Genomic DNA, 18,073 nt, shown 5'->3' on the forward strand with positions numbered 1-18,073 from the left:
CATATTGTAGCGCTGGATTTTAATCCAGGGAATCGAAAGATTGGAAAACATAGTCCAAGGTTTCAACCTTGGGAACGCATGGTATATAAAATCGGATTTTAATCTGATGAATATTGTAACGTCAGAATTCATTAATTTCGACGAAACAAAAAATTAAAATGGAACAAAACGAATTATATCCAATATTTCTAAAGCTTCACAATTTAAATGTATTGATTGTAGGCGGAGGAAATGTAGGTCTGGAAAAGCTTTCTTTCTTGCTCAAGTCAAGTCCGAATGCAAATGTTGAGGTTGTAGCACCGGATTTCCATTTGGAAATTAAAGTTTTAGCCGAAAAACATCCTTCAGTTAAATTGATGGAGAAAAAGTTCAAAAAGAAAATGCTCAAAAAACGTCACATGGTAATTGCCTGTACAGACGATTTGAAAGTGAATAAAAAGGTTTATGATTTATCACGAAAGCGTTATCTAATTTGCAATATTGCTGATACGCCAGATTTATGTGATTATTATTTAGGCGGAATCGTAACAAAAGGAAATGTAAAAATTGCCATTTCGACAAACGGAAAATCTCCAACAACAGCAAAGAGATTACGTGAGTTTTTCGAAGAAGTAATTCCAGAAGATATCAATCAAATGGTTGAGAATCTGAATGAATATCGAAAAACGCTTAAAGGCAATTTTGAAGAAAAGGTTAAACGAATGAATGAGATAACCGATTCATTGAAAAATAAAGAGTAAAAAAGTTTCGGAAAGAAATAAATGATAAAAATCATTGAAAGTACAAGGATTTATTCGTTTCTTTGCGTTATTAAGAATGATTATAAACAACAACATAATGATTAAAACAGATATACTTATAATTGGAGCAGGCCCAACAGGTTTATTTGCCGTTTTCGAGGCAGGATTGTTAAAATTAAAATGCCACATTTTAGATGCACTTCCACAACCAGGGGGACAACTATCAGAGTTATATCCAAAAAAGCCAATTTATGATATTCCAGGTTTTCCAGAAGTTTTAGCTGGAGATTTAGTTGATGGTTTAATGGAGCAAATTAAACAATTTGAGCCAGGTTTTACTTTGGGAGAACGTGCAGAAACAATCGATAAACAAGAAGACGGATCTTTCATTGTAACTTCAAATAAAGGAACTAAATTTCACGCGCCAGTTATTGCAATCGCAGGTGGTTTAGGAAGTTTTGAGCCTCGTAAACCACTTATCGAAGATATCGAGTTTTATGAAGATAAAGGAGTAAAATACTTCATCAAAAATCCTGAGAAATTCAGAGACAAAAGAGTTGTAATTGCAGGAGGAGGAGATTCAGCCTTAGACTGGTCAATTTTCTTAGCAAACGTAGCTTCAGAAGTAACTTTGATTCACAGAAGAAACGAATTTAGAGGCGCTTTAGATTCTGTAGAAAAAGTACAGGAATTAAAATCAGCTGGAAAAATCAAATTAGTTACTCCAGCAGAAGTTATCGGAATCAATGGTGCTGAACACGTTGAGTCTTTAGATATCGAAGAAAACGGAGCACACCGTAAAATCGAATGTGACTATTTCATTCCACTTTTCGGATTAACACCAAAATTAGGACCAATCGGAGATTGGGGATTAGAAATCGAGAAAAATGCCATTAAAGTAAACAATGCATTAGATTACCAAACGAACATTCCGGGAATCTTTGCTATTGGAGATATCAATACTTACCCAGGAAAATTAAAGTTAATTCTTTGTGGTTTCCACGAAGCAACTTTAATGTGTCAAGCTGCATACGGAATCATCAATCCAGGTAAAAAATACGTATTGAAATATACAACAGTTTCTGGTGTAGACGGTTTCGACGGAACACGTAAAGAGGCTCCAAAAGCGGTTGTGAAGGCGATAGTCTAAGTTGCTAAGATTCTGAGATACTAAGACTCTAAGATTTTTATATATAAAGCTCAAACTTTTAGTTTGGGCTTTCTTTTTTAGAAAACATAATAAAACATAGCCAGTGGTTTCAACCACTGGAACGTAATGCATGAACACAACGCATAAGCAATTTACAACGAATTATCAAAACGCGTTTCCCGCGGTTGAAACCGCGGGCTATGTTTGAAAAACAAAAGTCGAACTTTAAACGTAGCCCCTTAGAACCTTAGCATCTCAGAACCTTAAAAAACGTATCTTTGTAATTATAAATTTTGATTATCATGAATTTAGAGGCTAGAAAGTATCAGTTTATTCAAGAGTTGGTTAAGGTAGAAGATGAGCGTGTTTTAGAAAAACTCGAATTGGTTTTGAAAGCAAATCAGAATGATTGGTTTGATGAATTATCAGAATCAGAGAAAGCTGAAATTCAGATTGGACTCGACCAAGCTGAAAAAGGAGAAGTTGAAAGCCACGAAGATGTTATGAAAAGATTTTCGAAATGGCATTAAAATTTATATGGACCAAACAAGCTGTAAAGGGATTTAATAAAGTTGTTGATTATCTTGAGGCAAATGGACAGCAAAAGAAATTTTAAATTTAGAAAATAAAATCCAACAAGTAATAAATCAAATCAATCTCAATCCAGATCAATTCCCAAAATCTGAAAAAAATAAGTCATTGTATAAAGCAATTGTAGACAAAAACAATTATTTAGTTTACAGCAATGACAAAGAATTCAATATAATTACAATTATCAATTTTAGAGGAACAAAACAAAAACCTAAGCACTAAGTGAAATATCAAGTTTCTAAGATTTTTATAGAAAGTTCAAACTAAAAGTTTGAGCTTTTTTATTTTAACAAATAATAGTCTCCTTTTATTTAAAATATAGACAGTGGTTGAACCACTGGAACGCAATCCATACACAATAAATGATTACAATACGAAAAGAATTATCACAATACGTTTCCCGTGGTTGAAACCACGGGCTGTATTTGAAAAACAGTATTCAATTTTAAAACCTTAGAATCTTAGCGACTTAGAACCTCAGAACCTTAGAAAAAAAACATTTGCAAATCGAAACCCTATTTCATACCTTTGCACTGTTCTTAAAATTATTGTCAGTTATCACGAAAGGCGGAGGGATAGACCCGATGAAACCTTAGCAACCCTTTATCATAAAGAAGGTGCTAAATTCTACTTTATACGACATTTTCCAGTATTAAAGATAGATAACACAAATACATACTCGTATTTCTCAAAACTTTTCCAGACAACATACAATATTTACTGAAACATATTCTGTATCAGGAGCGAATCATTGGCGCATTTTTGCAGTCAACAGTTCCCGCTGTACACAAATATCTTTTATTCTGAACCCCAGAATAAAAGGATATTTGCTTCCATCGGGGCTAATGAGCCGGTAATAGTGCACTTTTGGAATTAATGTGAAAAAATATCGAAGGTTAAACCCGACATGTTTTAAAAACCTGTCGGGTTTAAATAGAACCTTCAAAATTAAAAATAAAAAAAGCTTTGTGCCTTAGCGCCTTAGCGGCAAATACAAGATGGCAATAACAATTCAAGAAGCAATTAAAAAAAATATCCTAATCCTTGACGGAGCAATGGGAACAATGTTGCAGCGCTATAATTTCTCCGAAGAAGATTTCAGAGGAGAGCGTTTCAAAGATTTTCCACATCCGTTAAAAGGAAACAACGATTTACTATCCCTAACACAACCACAAGCGATTCGAGATGTTCATGCTGCTTATTATGAAGCTGGTGCTGACATCGTAGAAACCAATACCTTCTCAGGAACGACAATCGGTATGGCCGATTATCATATGGAAGATTTGGTTTACGAGTTAAACTATGAATCGGCAAAAATCGCAAGACAAGTAGCCGATGAGTTTACAGCAAAAAATCCAGAGAAACCTCGTTTTGTAGCGGGTTCAATTGGACCAACAAACCGTACAGCAAGTATGTCACCAGACGTAAACGATCCAGGTTACAGAGCCGTAACATTTGACGATTTACGAATTGCTTACAAACAACAAGCGGAAGCATTAATGGACGGTGGCTGTGATTTACTTTTAGTAGAAACAATCTTCGATACATTAAACGCAAAAGCCGCACTTTTTGCAATCGAAGAAGTAAAAGAAGAACGCAACATCGATATTCCGATTATGGTTTCAGGAACGATTACAGATGCTTCAGGAAGAACACTTTCTGGGCAGACAGTTGAAGCGTTTTTGATTTCAGTTTCGCATATTCCGTTATTAAGCGTGGGATTCAATTGCGCCCTTGGAGCCGATTTGCTGAAACCGTATTTAAAAACATTAGCGCAACACACACAATTTAATGTTTCGGCACATCCAAATGCAGGATTACCAAACGCTTTCGGACAATATGATGAAACACCAGAACAAACTCAAGCTTTCATTAAAGAATATTTAGACGATAATTTGATTAATATCATTGGCGGTTGTTGCGGAACAACACCAGATCATATTCGATTAATGGCTGAGGTTGCGAAGGATTATAAGCCGAGAGTTGCGCCAGTTATTGCATAACTCATGATGAGTTTTTCAATAAATATGAAGAAGATTTTGTTTCTGATTAGTTTGATGTTTATAAGTTGTAATTATACAACTAATACAGTTTTTCAGAAAAGTATTAAATGTGAAGATTGTTTAGTTACAAAAGAAGAAACAGCAGTTGGAATAGCAGAACCAATTTTATTTGAATCATATGGTAAAGATCAAATAGAAGATCAAAGACCTTACAAGGTAACAATAGAAAATGATTCTATTTGGCATATTGAAGGTACTTTTAATAGTATTGGTTTTGGTGGTGTGTTTGATATTAAAATTTCAGCCAAAAATGGTAAAGTCCTTTATATGATGCATGGAAAGTAAAATATCATAAAGTTGTTTTGAAACCAAGTTTGCGTGAGGGATAGAAGCGGTTAGCCCACAGCCTGACGAAGGAAGAGCGAGGACTAAAAGTGGATAGCCCGGCCCGGAGGGACACGCCCAAAATAAAATATTGAAAACGAATATACCTACAAGGTTTTAAAAACCTTGCAGGAAAGCAAAAGAATAAAAAACTTAGAACCTTAGAATCTCAGGATCTTAGTAACTGAAAAAGAAAATGACAGAAAAAAGAAGAGACCTTGTATTATCAGGATTAGAACCGTTAATTATTACGCCGGAAAGTGTTTTCGTGAATGTTGGCGAGCGTACGAATGTAACAGGTTCAAGAAAATTCCTAAGATTAATCAAGGAAGAGAAATATGACGAGGCGCTTGATATTGCAAGACAGCAGGTAGAAGGTGGAGCACAGATCATCGATATTAATATGGATGAAGGAATGCTGGATGGAGTAAATGCCATGACTAAATTTCTAAACTTAATTGCTGCAGAACCAGACATTTCGAGAGTGCCGATTATGATCGACAGTTCGAAATGGGAAATTATCGAAGCAGGTCTAAAAGTAGTACAAGGAAAAAGCGTTGTAAACTCAATTTCTTTAAAAGAAGGAGAAGAAGCCTTTATTCATCATGCTAAATTAATTAAGCGTTATGGAGCGGCGGCAATTATCATGGCTTTTGATGAAGTTGGTCAGGCCGATAATTACGATCGTAGAGTGGAGATTTGTCAGCGTTCGTATGATATTTTAGTGAACAAAGTGGGTTTTCCTCCGCAGGATATTATTTTCGATTTGAATATTTTCCCAGTTGCAACGGGAATGGAAGAACATCGCTTGAATGCTTTGGACTTTTTTAGAGGGACAAAATGGGTTCGTGAAAACTTACCTCACGCGCATATCAGCGGTGGAGTGAGTAACGTTTCGTTCTCTTTTAGAGGAAACGATACGGTTCGTGAAGCGATGCACTCAGTATTTTTATATCATGCAATCAAAGACGGAATGACGATGGGAATCGTAAATCCAGAAATGTTGACGATTTACGATGATATTCCGAAAGATTTATTAGAACATGTTGAAGATGTAATTCTGAACAGACGCGACGATGCTACTGAAAGACTTCTGGACTTTGCTGAAAATGTAAAAGGGGAAGTAAAAAGTGATGAAAAAGCCGTTCAGGAATGGCGTTTTGGAACGGTTCAGGAACGTATTACGCATTCATTAGTAAAAGGAATTGACGCTTTTATTGAAGAAGATGTTGAAGAAGCACGTTTAGCTGCAACAAAACCAATTGAGGTTATCGAAATCAATTTGATGACGGGAATGAATGTGGTTGGAGATTTATTTGGAAGCGGAAAAATGTTCCTGCCTCAGGTGGTTAAATCGGCTCGTGTAATGAAAAAAGCGGTTGCTTATTTATTGCCTTATATTGAAGCCAGCAAACAAGCCGGAGACAAACAAGGAAACGGAAAAATCTTAATGGCAACTGTAAAAGGTGACGTTCATGATATTGGTAAAAACATCGTTTCGGTAGTTTTGGCTTGTAATAATTACGAGATTGTAGACTTAGGTGTAATGGTTCCTCCAGAGAAAATCATTGCGGCGGCGATTGAACATAATGTAGATATCATTGGTCTAAGCGGATTGATCACACCTTCGCTTGACGAAATGGTGTATTTGGCCAAAGAATTGGATAAGCAAAATATTAAAATCCCGATTATGATTGGCGGGGCAACCACTTCGCGTGCGCATACTGCCGTGAAAATTGCGCCTCAATATAGAGAAACTGTAATTCATGTAAACGATGCCTCGAGAGCCGTTACCGTTGCAGGAAATCTGTTAGATCATAACCGAAAAATATATGCAAGCGATATTCGTGCAGAATATGATTCTTTTAGAGAAACATTTTTAAATCGTTCAAGAGATAAAAATTTCCTGACAATTGAAGATGCCCGCAAAAATAAATTACCATTGGATTGGTCTGAATATACTCCGACTAAACCAAAAGTAATTGGCGCACAAACCATAGAAATAGAACTGGATGTTTTGGTTCCGTATATCGACTGGACACCATTTTTTCAAACGTGGGAATTGTACGGAAAATATCCGGCAATTTTAACGGATGAGGTTGTGGGTGAACAAGCAACTTCTGTTTTTGCTGATGCTCAGGCGATGCTGAAAGTAATTTTAGAAGAGAAAAAACTAAAAGCAAAAGGTATTTTCGGAATTTTCCCTGCGAATCAGGTTGATGATGACGATATTGAATTGCGTGATGAAAACGGAAAAGTATTAGAGAAATTCTTAACACTTCGTCAGCAGTCACAAAAAACAAAAGGAGCACCAAATATTGCTTTAGCTGATTTTATTCTGCCAAAGGAAAGCGGAATAACCGATTATATGGGAGCTTTCTGTGTAACCACAGGTTTTGGTGTTGACGAATGGGCAGCGGAATATGAAAAGAATTTAGACGACTACAATTCGATTATGGTGAAAGCGCTTGCCGATCGTTTTGCTGAGGCTTTCGCCGAATATCTTCACGAGAGAGTACGTAAAGATTTCTGGGGTTACGATTCAGAAGAATCATTAACCAACGAAGAATTGATTAAAGAAAATTATAAAGGAATTCGTCCGGCGCCAGGTTATCCGGCTTGTCCAGATCACTTGGAAAAGCCAACGATTTGGAAGCTTTTAAATGTGGCTGAAGAAATTGGAGTTACCCTGACAGAGAGTATGGCGATGTGGCCGGCTTCATCGGTTTCAGGATATTATTTCGGAAATCCAAAAAGTAGGTATTTCGGACTCGGAAAAATAAAAGAAGATCAGGTAGTAGATTACGCCAAACGTCGTAATGTTCCAACTGATTACGCCATGAAATGGTTGAATCCTAATATAGCAGACTAGAATAGTTGATGGTTTTTGGTTGATAGATTACTATAGAAGAACCAACAACTGTCAACCATCAACAAACAACTAATAAAAATGGAATACAGTAAATTGGAAGTTTGGATGGAAGCGAGAAAATTGGTGAATTTGCTATATGATTCTTCTAAACTCTTCCCAAAAGAAGAATTGTTTGGATTGACTAATCAAATGAGAAGAGCTGCAGTTTCAATACCATCAAATATTGCAGAGGGCTGTGGACGACAAACATCAAAAGACACAATACACTTTCTTCATATTTCACGAGGATCATTATATGAATTAGAAACACAATTTTATTTAGCATTGGATCAAAAATATATTGATGAGAGTATATTTAATATTGTGTTGGCACAAATTCAAACCTGTAAAAAGTTATTAAACGGTTTTATTAACTATTATAAAAAATTAATGTAGTTGAAGTTGTAATTGTTGAGTTCAATAAGAACCATCAACCATCAACCAAAAACTATCAACTAAAAAAGAATGAAAGTAACAGAGCATATAGAAAACGCCAAAGGAAAAACATTATTCTCATTTGAAATTATTCCGCCTCAAAAGGGGAAAAGCATTCAGGAATTGTACGATAATATCGATCCGTTAATGGAGTTTAAACCACCGTTTATTGATGTAACAACCTCTCGCGAAGAATACATTTATATTGAACGAAGTAACGGACTTCTGGATAAAAAACTGACTCGTATGCGTCCTGGAACGCTTGGAATTTGTGCTTCTATAAAACATAAATACAATGTAGATACCGTTCCGCATTTACTTTGCGGCGGATTTACTCAGGAAGAAACAGAATATATGCTGGTTGATTGTCAGTATTTAGGAATCAACAATGTTATGGCGCTTCGAGGCGATGCGATGAAAGACGAACAATCTTTTGTGCCTAAAGCGGGCGGTAATCATTATGCTATTGATTTAGTTCGCCAAATCAACGATCTAAACTGCGGAAAATATCTGCATGAAGTGATGGATATCGACAATAAAGCGGACTTTTGTATTGGCGTTGCAGGTTATCCTGAAAAACATTTAGAATCACCATCTTTACAATCAGATTTAAAAAGATTAAAAGAAAAAGTGGATGCAGGAGCAGATTATGTGGTAACACAAATGTTTTTTGACAACTCAAAATATTTTGCCTTTGTAGCAAAAGCAAGAGAAATGGGCATTACGATTCCGATTATTCCTGGAATTAAGCCAATTGCTGTTCAAAGACATTTACAAGTTTTACCGCAGATTTTCAGAATCGATTTGCCTGAAGATTTAATCGATGCAGTTGACAAATGCAAGAATAACGCTGAAATCAAACAAGTCGGAATCGAATGGGCAATTCAGCAGTCATTAGAATTAAAAGCTGCGGGAGTTCCGTTTTTGCATTATTATTCAATGGGAAAATCTGAGAATATTCGTCAGATCGCGAGTCAGGTTTTTTAATCTGCATGCAGTTTGTCATTCCGAAGAACGTGGAATCACACTAGAAATTCCGCAAAGTATGTCGTCTAATCTTTGTAGATATACGAGTGTGATTCCACGTTCTTCGGAATGACAAATGAAGCTTGGAATTTGGAATTTAAAATGTTGGAATTTAATTTTTACAATCATGAAACAAGAAGAACTACAAGCCATAGCCTCTCAATTAAAAAATCCATCGGGAGAAAAAGGAATCGAAGTGGGCAATATGATGAACGAAACGAACATCAATATGACACGTCATTCGATTCAAAACCTAAATATAGCAAGCGAAAACAGAATTCTGGAATTAGGCCATGGAAATGCAGGTCACGTTGAATTTTTGTTTGAACAAGCTGAAAAACTAAAATATTACGGACTGGAAATGTCCGAACTAATGTTTCAGGAAGCACGCCAGATCAATCGAAATTTTGTTTCTCAAAAACAAGCTTTCTTTTCGCTTTATGATGGAAATACAATTCCGTTTGAAGAGGAATTATTCGATAAAATTTTCACAGTAAATACTATTTATTTCTGGCAGAAGCCCGAAGATTTACTTTCAGAAATCTACAGAGTTTTAAAACCAAATGGTAATTTCTGTTTAACATTTGCCGAAGAAGATTTCATGAAAAAACTGCCTTTTACACAATTCGAATTTGAATTGTACAGTACAGAAAAAGCGCAGGAATTAATCAAAAAATCGGATTTTAAAATTGTTTATACCGAAACACAGACCGAAAAAGTAAAAAGCAAAACAGGAGAATTGGTTGATAGAGCTTTTACAACGATTGTTCTGGAAAAATAAAAGTTTTTTGCCACAGATTATAAAGATTAGCACAGATTAGAAAATCATTTTAATCCATATAATCTGTGGCAAAAAAAATAACCAATCAATTTTTGCAATCCTTTTTTGAGTACTTTCATTACTTTATTGTTTAATCTTTCTGAATTATAATCCTTAAAATTTTATGGAAGTTAAAAAAATCAATTTTTTACAGAATTATAGCAGTATACTTTTGCTTCTTGGCGGCATTATAATGGGAAGTATTTTTGGATTGGTGTTTGGAGAAGATGTTTTGATCATAAAACCTCTTGGTGATATATTCCTGAATTTACTTTTTACAGCCATTATTCCACTCATTTTTTTTACAATTGGTTCTTCGATTGCTAATTTGGAAAGAACTGAGAAACTAGGAAAACTGTTTGTTATAATGTTATTAGTTTTTCTCGCTACAATTCTGATTTCTGCAATTGTCATGATTTGCGCTGTTTATCTTTTTCCAATTCATGAGGATATTGCTATAGCAAAAGTTCCGTTTGAAAATGTAGAATCAGGATCAGCTGGAGATCAAATTGCAAAACTCGTCACGGCAAATGATTTCTTCGAATTGTTATCGCGAAAAAGTATGCTGGCTTTGATTATTTTCTCATTTTTAATTGGCTTTGCAACATTACAATCGGGAGAAAAAGGAAATGCTTTCAAGAGTTTTCTTGATTCCGGGAATGAAGTAATGAAACAGCTTTTGAACATTATAATGAAATTTGCACCAATTGGTTTAGGGGCTTATTTTGCTTATCAGGTTGGTATTTTCGGACCGCAGTTGTTTGGTGTTTACGCAAAACCTATGGCAGTTTATTACGCAGCCTGTGTCTTTTATTTCTTTGTCTTTTTTAGTTTGTATGCACTTGTAGCAGGCGGGAAAAGAGCTTTTAAAGTTTTTTGGAGCAATAATATCACACCATCTTTAACCGCAGTGGGAACTTGCAGTAGTATTGCGACCATTCCTGCCAATCTTGATGCTGCACAAAAAATGGGAATTCCGGCACATGTTCGAAATCTGGTAATTCCGCTTGGTGCGCCTTTGCACAAAGACGGTTCGAGTATGTCATCCATTTTAAAAATAACCTTTTTATTCGCCATGTTTGGTAAAGATTTTACAGATCCTATGACCATTCTTTTGGCTTTAGGAATTACTGTAATAGTTTCAATAGTCGAAGGAGGAATTCCAAACGGAGGTTATATTGGCGAAATTTTGGCGATTACCGTTTATGGTTTTCCTATGGAACAAGCGCTTCCAGTTGCTATGATTTTAGGAACTCTTGTTGATCCAATCGCTACTTTACTAAATGCAAATGGCGATGTCATCTGTTCTATGATGGTTTCGAGATTCTCCGAAAAAACCAAGTGGTAGCTTCGGTATAAAAATTTTCCTTTCAAAAATAATTCTTAAAAATAACTTTATCTCGCATGTAAAGGCTTCGACTTCGCTCAGCCTGACAATGACGCTGATCAAATAACTTATGTAAATATGAATTCAATACTGCAACACGATCTAAACGATTTCGAAAATATCTTAGAAAAAGCAAAACAACAAGGAATCAATTTTCTTAATAATCTTGAGAATATTCCAACTTCAAACAAAAATAGAATTGACCCAAAACGCGATCTGAATGAATTGGGTTTGGGTTCCATAGGAGCTTTAAAAGAGTTTAATGAAAGATTAGCACCCTTATTAGTTTCGTCTCCAGGTCCGCGTTATTGGGGATTTGTAACCGGCGGATCAACTCCGGCTTCTATTGTGGGTGATTGGCTGGCATCGGTTTATGATCAAAATACACAATCGATTAATTCTCAGGGAGGAAATGCGGCATTAATAGAATTTGAAACTATAAACTTATTGCTTCAGTTATTAGAACTTCCGGATTCCTTTTTAGGCGGATTTGTAACGGGCGCAACAATGTCAAATTTTACGACTTTAGGAGTTGCCAGGCAATGGTTTGGAAAACAGCTTGGAAAAGATTTTGCTAAAAATGGAATATCAGAAACTATTAATATTTTAACAGCTACACCGCATTCTTCTTCCATTAAATCATTATCGATGTTAGGGATTGGAAGCCAGAATTATACGGTTGTAAAAACAATTGAAGGTAATCGTGAAGCTCTGGATATTGCTGATTTAGAAGAAAAAATAAAATCTTTAAACGGAAAACCTTTTATTTTAATTTCAAGTGCCGGAACCGTAAACACAGCGGATTTTGATGATTTTGAAGCCATTTCTAAACTAAAGGAAAAATACAACTTCTGGTGGCATATTGACGGCGCTTTCGGAGGATTTGCTGCGGTTTCAGAAAAACACAAACATTTTGTAAAAGGTTGGGACGGAGCAGACAGTATTACGATTGACTGTCATAAATGGCTGAATGTGCCTTATGAAAGCGCTTTTTATTTAATTAAAAAACAACATATCAATCTTCAAATAGAAACGTTTCAGAATTCAAATGCTCCCTATTTAGGGAATCCTTTGGAAAACTTTAATTATTTGAATGTAGTTCCTGAGAATTCACGACGATTAAGAGCTTTGCCAGTTTGGTTTTCTTTAATTGCCTACGGAAAAGAAGGTTTTTGTGATATAATTGAAAAAAGTACTTTGCTGGCGCTTCATTTTGCCAATGCACTTGTTGATGACGGAAGATTTGAACTTTTAGCACCAATTAGACTAAATAATGTATGTTTTACTTTGAAAGATGAAGAGAATCAGGATAAAGTGGGCGAGTTTTTAACTAAACTAAATGATGCCGGAAAAGTATTCATGACGCTGACCGTTTATCAAAACAAAAAAGGAATCAGGGCTTCATTTGTAAACTGGAGAACGAATGAAGAAGATGTTAGAATTGTTATCGAAGAGATGAAAACTATTCTGGAAGATTTAAATTTATAAGTTAAACAAAGAGCCTGCTAAAATTGGCAGGCTCTTTTTTCAAAAAAAAATAAAAAACAAAAAAACAAGTTTCAAGGGATGAATTTATATTCTGTATGTAAAGGCTAATGTAGCAATACGATTATCAAGATCGTATCGTTTATTGATTGCAGTCTGTCCAACGGCTGAGTTGATGTAAAAGTTATTTGTATTAACAACATCTGTAAAATTTAGTTTAAAGCTTCCTTTACCGGCTAAAACCTGTTTTGAAACTCCAATGCTCAGATCAAAAAAGCCGTCACGTTCGTAAACTCCCAAATTCGATTTTGACTGATATTGAGCATTCGCTTCCGCTTTTAAGGTTTCGGTTATTGTAAACGAATTCTGAACACTCATATTAAAAGTAACAATTGGGTCAATTGTCGAAGAGTTAAGAACGTTGCCCATAAACCTATTTTCGAAAATATTAAAAAGCGTATTTACAGACCAATATTTTGTAAGTTCGGCAGAGTGTGTAATGTTCACACCGTAATTATACGATTTCGATAAATTGATCTGAGTTGTTACCGTTATATTAGTGTCAGTATTATAGTTGTAAACTTCTGTAAAAACATCTTTTGTGGTGTTAAAATACAATGACGCCATAAAAGCACTTTTCCATGCATATCCAATTTCTGCCGTGTGCGTAATTTCAGGAACTAAATTTGGATTCCCCTGAGAATAGTTAAACGGGTCGTCATAAAAACGGAACGGATTCAAATCAAACTGACTTGGTCTGTTTATTCTTTTACTGTATGAGGTATGAACAGAATGATTACTCGTAAATTCATATTTTAAAGAAAGACTTGGGAACCATTTTAAATAATCGTCTTGATGTTCTTCGTTTAAAGTTTTTTGTAAAATGTCAATCGCTGTATATTCAGATCGTAAGCCGCCTTGAATGCTTAAATCGCCAACGCGGTATTTATAATTGGCGTAAGCCGCATAAATTTGTTCTTTGTATTCAAAATGATTCGTAGAATTGGCATCTATAACCCATTGACTATTATCTAAATATTCGTAAACCGATGGATTGTCGTTGTTTTTTATGCTGGCTTTAAAACCCCATTCAATAGATTGTTTTTCTTTTAAAGGATTAGTAAAATCGACTTTTCCTGTAAAAACTCTTAATTGTGACGGAATATAACCTCTTCTGTCATTAACAATAGTCGTGTTTGAAAGGTCATTTGCACTTTGAAACTGGTTTGATCTGAATTTTGAAGTTTCGTATTCAAAATCAAAAGCCATATTTTTTCCTTCGGTATTAAATTTATGAAGTCCGGAAAAAGCATACGTATAATCGAACCATTTTTCTTTACTGTCATTATATGTTAAAGCATCGAATTGAGGCTGATTCATGGTGTTTAATACCTTGTTTGTACCATTGGCCATATTTTGGTAACGCCCAATTTTGGCATCGACATAAGCTTCGATATTTGTTTTTGGGGAAATTTCATACTGCGCTCCAACTTTAAAATTGTTTGATGTCAAAGGTTCATCAGTAATTGAAGTCTGATGATTTTTAGTTGAAATCTGTTGGCGCGTTGCGTCCGTATATTGCGTCTGATTAAATTCTTTACGTTCTTCTTCGCCCCTGAAAGTATAGCTGTAATTCCCAAAAAGACCCAGTTTATTTTTGTTGTAACTTAAGTTAACACCAGAATTGGTTCTGTTTTTTCGACCTCTTCCGTAACTGCTGAATACCGTTCCTTTTAATCCTGAATCACTCGGTTTTTTTAGAATAATGTTGATGATACCGGCTTTTCCGGCAGCATCATATTTAGAAGATGGATTGGTAATTACTTCTATTTGTTTAATATTAGAAGAAGTGGTTGATTTTAAATAATTGGCTAATTCTTTCTGCGAAAGCTGTGTTAGTTTACCATTTATCATTACGGCAACTCCCTGCTGACCTCGAATAGATAAATCACCGTCCTGAGAAACCACAACGCCGGGCGCACGCGATAAAACGTCTAATGCGGTTCCGCCTTCAGAAACTATACTGTTTTCAACATTAAAAACCAATCGATCCGATTTTTGAGTATATAAAACTTTCTTTTTTGTAATTACAATTTCATCTAAAACATTAATTGAGGTTTCAACTATGCTGTCATTTTCCTGTTCTGTCTGCGAATAGGAGTATACTGAAAATGCCAGCATAATTGAGGTTAAAATATTCTTCATGTCGTTTTTGGGCTTTTAATTTGTAAACAGGCTTGATTTTATTGTAAAACGATTTGTTCAATTTTATCAGAAAGCTTTTTTTGAAAGTTCTCGGTTTGATTTAAAATTGAGCAGAAGAACATTTTTATATGATGGATTAAGGATAACATTGCTTTGTATTATTGGATTTGTGTTCGCAAATATAACACTATTTATAACAAGTCTAAATAAAAATAGTTAAAAAAGCTTAAAAGAATCTCAATTCGTTGATTACGAATTAATAATGTTTTGAAAAGAAAAGGGAATTATTAAGAGAAATAAGAATTTTAAAAAAGAAAACCAATTTATTCCAGGGAATAAATTGGTTTATGTAAACTAAAACTGTAAACTGAAATCGTAACTAAAAAAACTATTTAGTAATTTCTCTAAATACAGCTTCCAGGTTTTTATTTTTCTGATTTAATTGTAATGTCTTTAATCCATTTTCATTAGCAAAGTCAAAAATAGCTGGCCTCATGTCTTTGTCAGTAACAAAAGTTAATTCCCAAGTCATGTCATGCGTGTTTTTGTATGAAGAAATGTTTTTAAGCTTTGCTAAAAGCTGTTCTTCTACCTGATAATCAAACTCTACTTCAATAACTTGCTCTTTATTTGCAGCAACTAAATGATTTAATTTGTTATCGGCAACAATTTGTCCTTTGTCAATAATTATGACACGGTCGCATATTGCTTCGACTTCCTGCATAATATGTGTTGAAAGAAAAATGGTTTTATTTTTTCCAATATTTTTGATTACGTTTCGAATTTCCATTAACTGATTCGGATCCAGACCTGTAGTTGGTTCATCCAAAATCAAAACATCAGGATTGTGTAATAATGCATTGGCAAGTCCCACACGCTGACGGTATCCTTTTGAGAGCTGACCGATCTTTTTATGGCTCTCCGGTGTCAGTCCTGTCAGTTGGATTACCTCTTCAATTCTTGACTTTGGCACCTTATAAACATCGGCATTAAAAGCCAAATACTCACGAACATACAAATCCAAATATAGCGGATTGTGCTCTGGTAAGTACCCAATAGATTGCTGTACTGCTTTTGCGTTTGTCATGACATCGTGGCTATTTACAAGGGCTGAGCCACTATCGGCAAGTAAATACGTGGTCAAAATTTTCATTAATGTAGATTTTCCGGCTCCGTTTGGTCCAAGAAATCCTACGATTTCTCCTTTCTCAATTTTAAACGAAATTTCATTTAAAGCTTTTTGCTCTCCGTAACTTTTTGATATACTGTTTACTTCTATCGACATGACTTTTTATTTGTTACAAAAGTAAACAGAAATAGTTTCGATTGCTAAAAATTTGTCTCTTAAAGTAATTATAAAAAAAATAAGCAGCCCAGTATTGACGGCATCGTTATTGTTAAAGGAATGCTAAAATTAAAATAAATTCTATTATGAAAAAAATGCTACTTATTCTTGCATTAGCTGTTTTTAGCTTTGCAAATGCACAAAAAGGAACAATCTTAGTTGGTGGAAACATCGGTTATACTTCTGAAAAATCTGAATATAGATTCAGCGAAGACAAAACAAGCACATTTACTTTTTCTCCAAAAGTTGGTTACCAATTTCATGATAACTGGACAGTAGGGGGAGAATTTGCAGTAAGTTCATCTAACGACGAAACTACAGGTGGTATCGAAGAAAAAAACAACAACTTCAAATTAGGAGCATTTGTTCGTTATTCTGTGCCATTAAGCCAAACTTTTGCAGTTTTTGCTGATATGGGTGCAGGTTTTCAAACTCAAAAAGACAAAGTTTACGGTCCAGGAAATGCTTACGCAAAATACAAAGGAGACGGTATGTATGTAGGTGTTACTCCAGCTCTTTTCATTAACATGCAAAAAGGTTTTGGTTTAAACTTCAGCATTGGTGGTTTAGGATACGAAACTCTAAGTTTTGATAACAATGGAGCTGATTACAGCAAATTTTACTTCAACTTTGGACAAACATTTAACATTGGAATTTCTAAAAACTTCTAATCTTAAATTATATATTCAATTTCAGAAAGCACTCCAATCGGGGTGCTTTTTTTATGTTTTGTAGGAATTAATGTTAAATTTTCTTTGTATTATTTTTATTAAATTATTGATAATTAATTTGTTATTAATAATTGTTTAGAATGGCTAAAAATGGCGGCATCGTTGTTGTGAAACAAGGATAAATTTAAATACGAAATAATTATGAAAAAAATGTTACTTATTCTTGCAGTGGCTTTGTGTAGTTATGCAAATGCCCAAAAAGGCTCTGTTTTAGTTATGGGAAGTGTTACATACAATTCTCAAAAGAATTCAGATTCGAATTTAGAAAATAAATATAACGTTTTTGCTTTACAGCCAAAAATAGGGTATCAGTTTCACGAAAACTGGACAGCAGGTATTGAAGGTAATTTGGTAAACATAAAGCAAAACTCCTTTGAAGGAAGCCAATACAAAGATAGAGTATATGGATTTGGAGGATTTTTGCGTTACTCGAAACCGTTAAATACTATTTTTTCTGCGTATGCAGATCTTGGTATTGGTTATCGAAATAGAAAAGAAACAAATACAATTGCAACAGGTCAATATTATAATGACAGCGATGGATTTTATACAAGTTTAACACCGGCGGTGTATATTGATATTTCAAAAGGTTTTGGTTTGAATTTTAATATCGGCGGATTAAATTATAGCGTTTTAAATAATGATACGGCTTCTGGCAGTAGTTTTAAAACAAAAGCATTTGAATTTAATTTTGGACAGGCATTTTCTGTCGGTATTTCTAAAAACTTTTAATTTTAGATTTTATTTAAGATCTTATAAAAAAACAAAATTCTTCTGCTTCTAAAAACAATGCCGGCAAAAGTGAAACCGAAACGAATCATAACTAAATTCGGTCTCACTAGCTGGCATAAAAAACAAAA

At 34.6% G+C, this 18,073-nt stretch carries 15 protein-coding genes and 1 riboswitch; of the genes, 13 read left to right on the forward strand and 2 right to left on the reverse strand.

What is annotated here, in order from left to right; genetic code table 11:
• Positions 1 to 158: 158 nt before the first annotated feature.
• The 11 genes from L1276_RS10070 (at position 159) to L1276_RS10120 (ending at position 12,935) form a co-directional block, all read left to right on the forward strand.
• Positions 159 to 740 (forward strand): bifunctional precorrin-2 dehydrogenase/sirohydrochlorin ferrochelatase, encoded by a 582-nt coding sequence (locus L1276_RS10070; protein WP_253787370.1) that lies wholly within the window; start codon positions 159 to 161, stop codon positions 738 to 740.
• Positions 741 to 837: 97 nt separating this feature from the next.
• Entirely contained in the window at positions 838 to 1,890 is a 1,053-nt protein-coding gene (locus tag L1276_RS10075; protein ID WP_035645583.1) for an NAD(P)/FAD-dependent oxidoreductase, read from the forward strand.
• 302 nt (positions 1,891 to 2,192) lie between these two features.
• The gene (locus L1276_RS10080; RefSeq protein ID WP_253787372.1) at positions 2,193 to 2,420 is read left to right on the forward strand and encodes a hypothetical protein; all 228 of its coding nucleotides are present in this window, start codon (positions 2,193 to 2,195) and stop codon (positions 2,418 to 2,420) included.
• Positions 2,421 to 3,033: 613 nt separating this feature from the next.
• A riboswitch (SAM riboswitch) is annotated at positions 3,034 to 3,150 on the forward strand.
• Positions 3,151 to 3,479: 329 nt separating this feature from the next.
• Positions 3,480 to 4,484, forward strand: coding sequence for a homocysteine S-methyltransferase family protein (locus tag L1276_RS10085; protein ID WP_253787374.1), 1,005 nt, complete (start codon positions 3,480 to 3,482; stop codon positions 4,482 to 4,484).
• Positions 4,485 to 4,508: 24 nt separating this feature from the next.
• A complete protein-coding gene (locus tag L1276_RS10090) occupies positions 4,509 to 4,829 on the forward strand; it encodes a YbbC/YhhH family protein (protein ID WP_253787376.1) in 321 nt (106 codons plus the stop codon).
• A gap of 235 nt (positions 4,830 to 5,064) precedes the next feature.
• Entirely contained in the window at positions 5,065 to 7,740 is a 2,676-nt protein-coding gene (gene metH / locus L1276_RS10095; RefSeq protein WP_253787378.1) for a methionine synthase, read from the forward strand.
• A gap of 78 nt (positions 7,741 to 7,818) precedes the next feature.
• Positions 7,819 to 8,175 carry a four helix bundle protein gene (locus tag L1276_RS10100; protein ID WP_253787380.1) on the forward strand — a complete coding sequence of 119 codons (357 nt, stop codon included), beginning with the start codon at positions 7,819 to 7,821 and terminating at the stop codon, positions 8,173 to 8,175.
• A 69-nt stretch (positions 8,176 to 8,244) separates the two neighbouring features.
• Positions 8,245 to 9,201, forward strand: coding sequence for a methylenetetrahydrofolate reductase [NAD(P)H] (gene metF, locus L1276_RS10105; protein WP_253787383.1), 957 nt, complete (start codon positions 8,245 to 8,247; stop codon positions 9,199 to 9,201).
• A gap of 166 nt (positions 9,202 to 9,367) precedes the next feature.
• Positions 9,368 to 10,021, forward strand: a complete 654-nt coding sequence (locus L1276_RS10110; RefSeq protein WP_253787385.1) for a class I SAM-dependent methyltransferase — start codon at positions 9,368 to 9,370, stop codon at positions 10,019 to 10,021.
• Between the two features lie 163 nt (positions 10,022 to 10,184).
• Entirely contained in the window at positions 10,185 to 11,408 is a 1,224-nt protein-coding gene (locus tag L1276_RS10115; RefSeq protein WP_253787387.1) for a dicarboxylate/amino acid:cation symporter, read from the forward strand.
• Positions 11,409 to 11,525: 117 nt separating this feature from the next.
• Positions 11,526 to 12,935 carry a pyridoxal-dependent decarboxylase gene (locus tag L1276_RS10120; protein WP_253787388.1) on the forward strand — a complete coding sequence of 470 codons (1,410 nt, stop codon included), beginning with the start codon at positions 11,526 to 11,528 and terminating at the stop codon, positions 12,933 to 12,935.
• An 84-nt stretch (positions 12,936 to 13,019) separates the two neighbouring features.
• On the opposite strand, the gene L1276_RS10125 is transcribed toward L1276_RS10120, so the two are convergent.
• The gene (locus L1276_RS10125) at positions 13,020 to 15,137 is read right to left on the reverse strand and encodes a TonB-dependent receptor domain-containing protein (RefSeq protein ID WP_253787390.1); all 2,118 of its coding nucleotides are present in this window, start codon (positions 15,135 to 15,137) and stop codon (positions 13,020 to 13,022) included.
• Between the two features lie 388 nt (positions 15,138 to 15,525).
• Positions 15,526 to 16,422, reverse strand: a complete 897-nt coding sequence (gene gldA, locus L1276_RS10130) for a gliding motility-associated ABC transporter ATP-binding subunit GldA (RefSeq protein ID WP_253787392.1) — start codon at positions 16,420 to 16,422, stop codon at positions 15,526 to 15,528.
• A 146-nt stretch (positions 16,423 to 16,568) separates the two neighbouring features.
• On the opposite strand from gldA, the gene L1276_RS10135 reads away from it, so the two are divergent.
• Complete coding sequence (locus L1276_RS10135) at positions 16,569 to 17,153, forward strand: outer membrane beta-barrel protein (RefSeq protein WP_253787394.1); 585 nt, start codon at positions 16,569 to 16,571, stop codon at positions 17,151 to 17,153.
• Positions 17,154 to 17,354: 201 nt separating this feature from the next.
• Positions 17,355 to 17,945 carry an outer membrane beta-barrel protein gene (locus tag L1276_RS10140; RefSeq protein ID WP_253787396.1) on the forward strand — a complete coding sequence of 197 codons (591 nt, stop codon included), beginning with the start codon at positions 17,355 to 17,357 and terminating at the stop codon, positions 17,943 to 17,945.
• The last annotated feature ends 128 nt before the right edge of the window (positions 17,946 to 18,073 follow it).

Origin of the sequence: Flavobacterium sp. HSC-32F16 (genome assembly GCF_024171645.1) — a bacterium.
GTDB lineage: Bacteria > Bacteroidota > Bacteroidia > Flavobacteriales > Flavobacteriaceae > Flavobacterium.

Excerpts from the sequence above, each read along its gene's own strand:
- L1276_RS10070 (WP_253787370.1), top strand. The coding sequence starts at position 159 with ATGGAACAAAACGAATTATATCCAATATTTCTAAAGCTTCACAATTTA.
- L1276_RS10075 (WP_035645583.1), top strand. The coding sequence starts at position 838 with ATGATTAAAACAGATATACTTATAATTGGAGCAGGCCCAACAGGTTTA.
- L1276_RS10080 (WP_253787372.1), top strand. The coding sequence starts at position 2,193 with ATGAATTTAGAGGCTAGAAAGTATCAGTTTATTCAAGAGTTGGTTAAG.
- L1276_RS10085 (WP_253787374.1), top strand. The coding sequence starts at position 3,480 with ATGGCAATAACAATTCAAGAAGCAATTAAAAAAAATATCCTAATCCTT.
- L1276_RS10090 (WP_253787376.1), top strand. The coding sequence starts at position 4,509 with ATGAAGAAGATTTTGTTTCTGATTAGTTTGATGTTTATAAGTTGTAAT.
- metH (WP_253787378.1), top strand. The coding sequence starts at position 5,065 with ATGACAGAAAAAAGAAGAGACCTTGTATTATCAGGATTAGAACCGTTA.
- L1276_RS10100 (WP_253787380.1), top strand. The coding sequence starts at position 7,819 with ATGGAATACAGTAAATTGGAAGTTTGGATGGAAGCGAGAAAATTGGTG.
- metF (WP_253787383.1), top strand. The coding sequence starts at position 8,245 with ATGAAAGTAACAGAGCATATAGAAAACGCCAAAGGAAAAACATTATTC.
- L1276_RS10110 (WP_253787385.1), top strand. The coding sequence starts at position 9,368 with ATGAAACAAGAAGAACTACAAGCCATAGCCTCTCAATTAAAAAATCCA.
- L1276_RS10115 (WP_253787387.1), top strand. The coding sequence starts at position 10,185 with ATGGAAGTTAAAAAAATCAATTTTTTACAGAATTATAGCAGTATACTT.
- L1276_RS10120 (WP_253787388.1), top strand. The coding sequence starts at position 11,526 with ATGAATTCAATACTGCAACACGATCTAAACGATTTCGAAAATATCTTA.
- L1276_RS10125 (WP_253787390.1), bottom strand. The coding sequence starts at position 15,137 with ATGAAGAATATTTTAACCTCAATTATGCTGGCATTTTCAGTATACTCC.
- gldA (WP_253787392.1), bottom strand. The coding sequence starts at position 16,422 with ATGTCGATAGAAGTAAACAGTATATCAAAAAGTTACGGAGAGCAAAAA.
- L1276_RS10135 (WP_253787394.1), top strand. The coding sequence starts at position 16,569 with ATGAAAAAAATGCTACTTATTCTTGCATTAGCTGTTTTTAGCTTTGCA.
- L1276_RS10140 (WP_253787396.1), top strand. The coding sequence starts at position 17,355 with ATGAAAAAAATGTTACTTATTCTTGCAGTGGCTTTGTGTAGTTATGCA.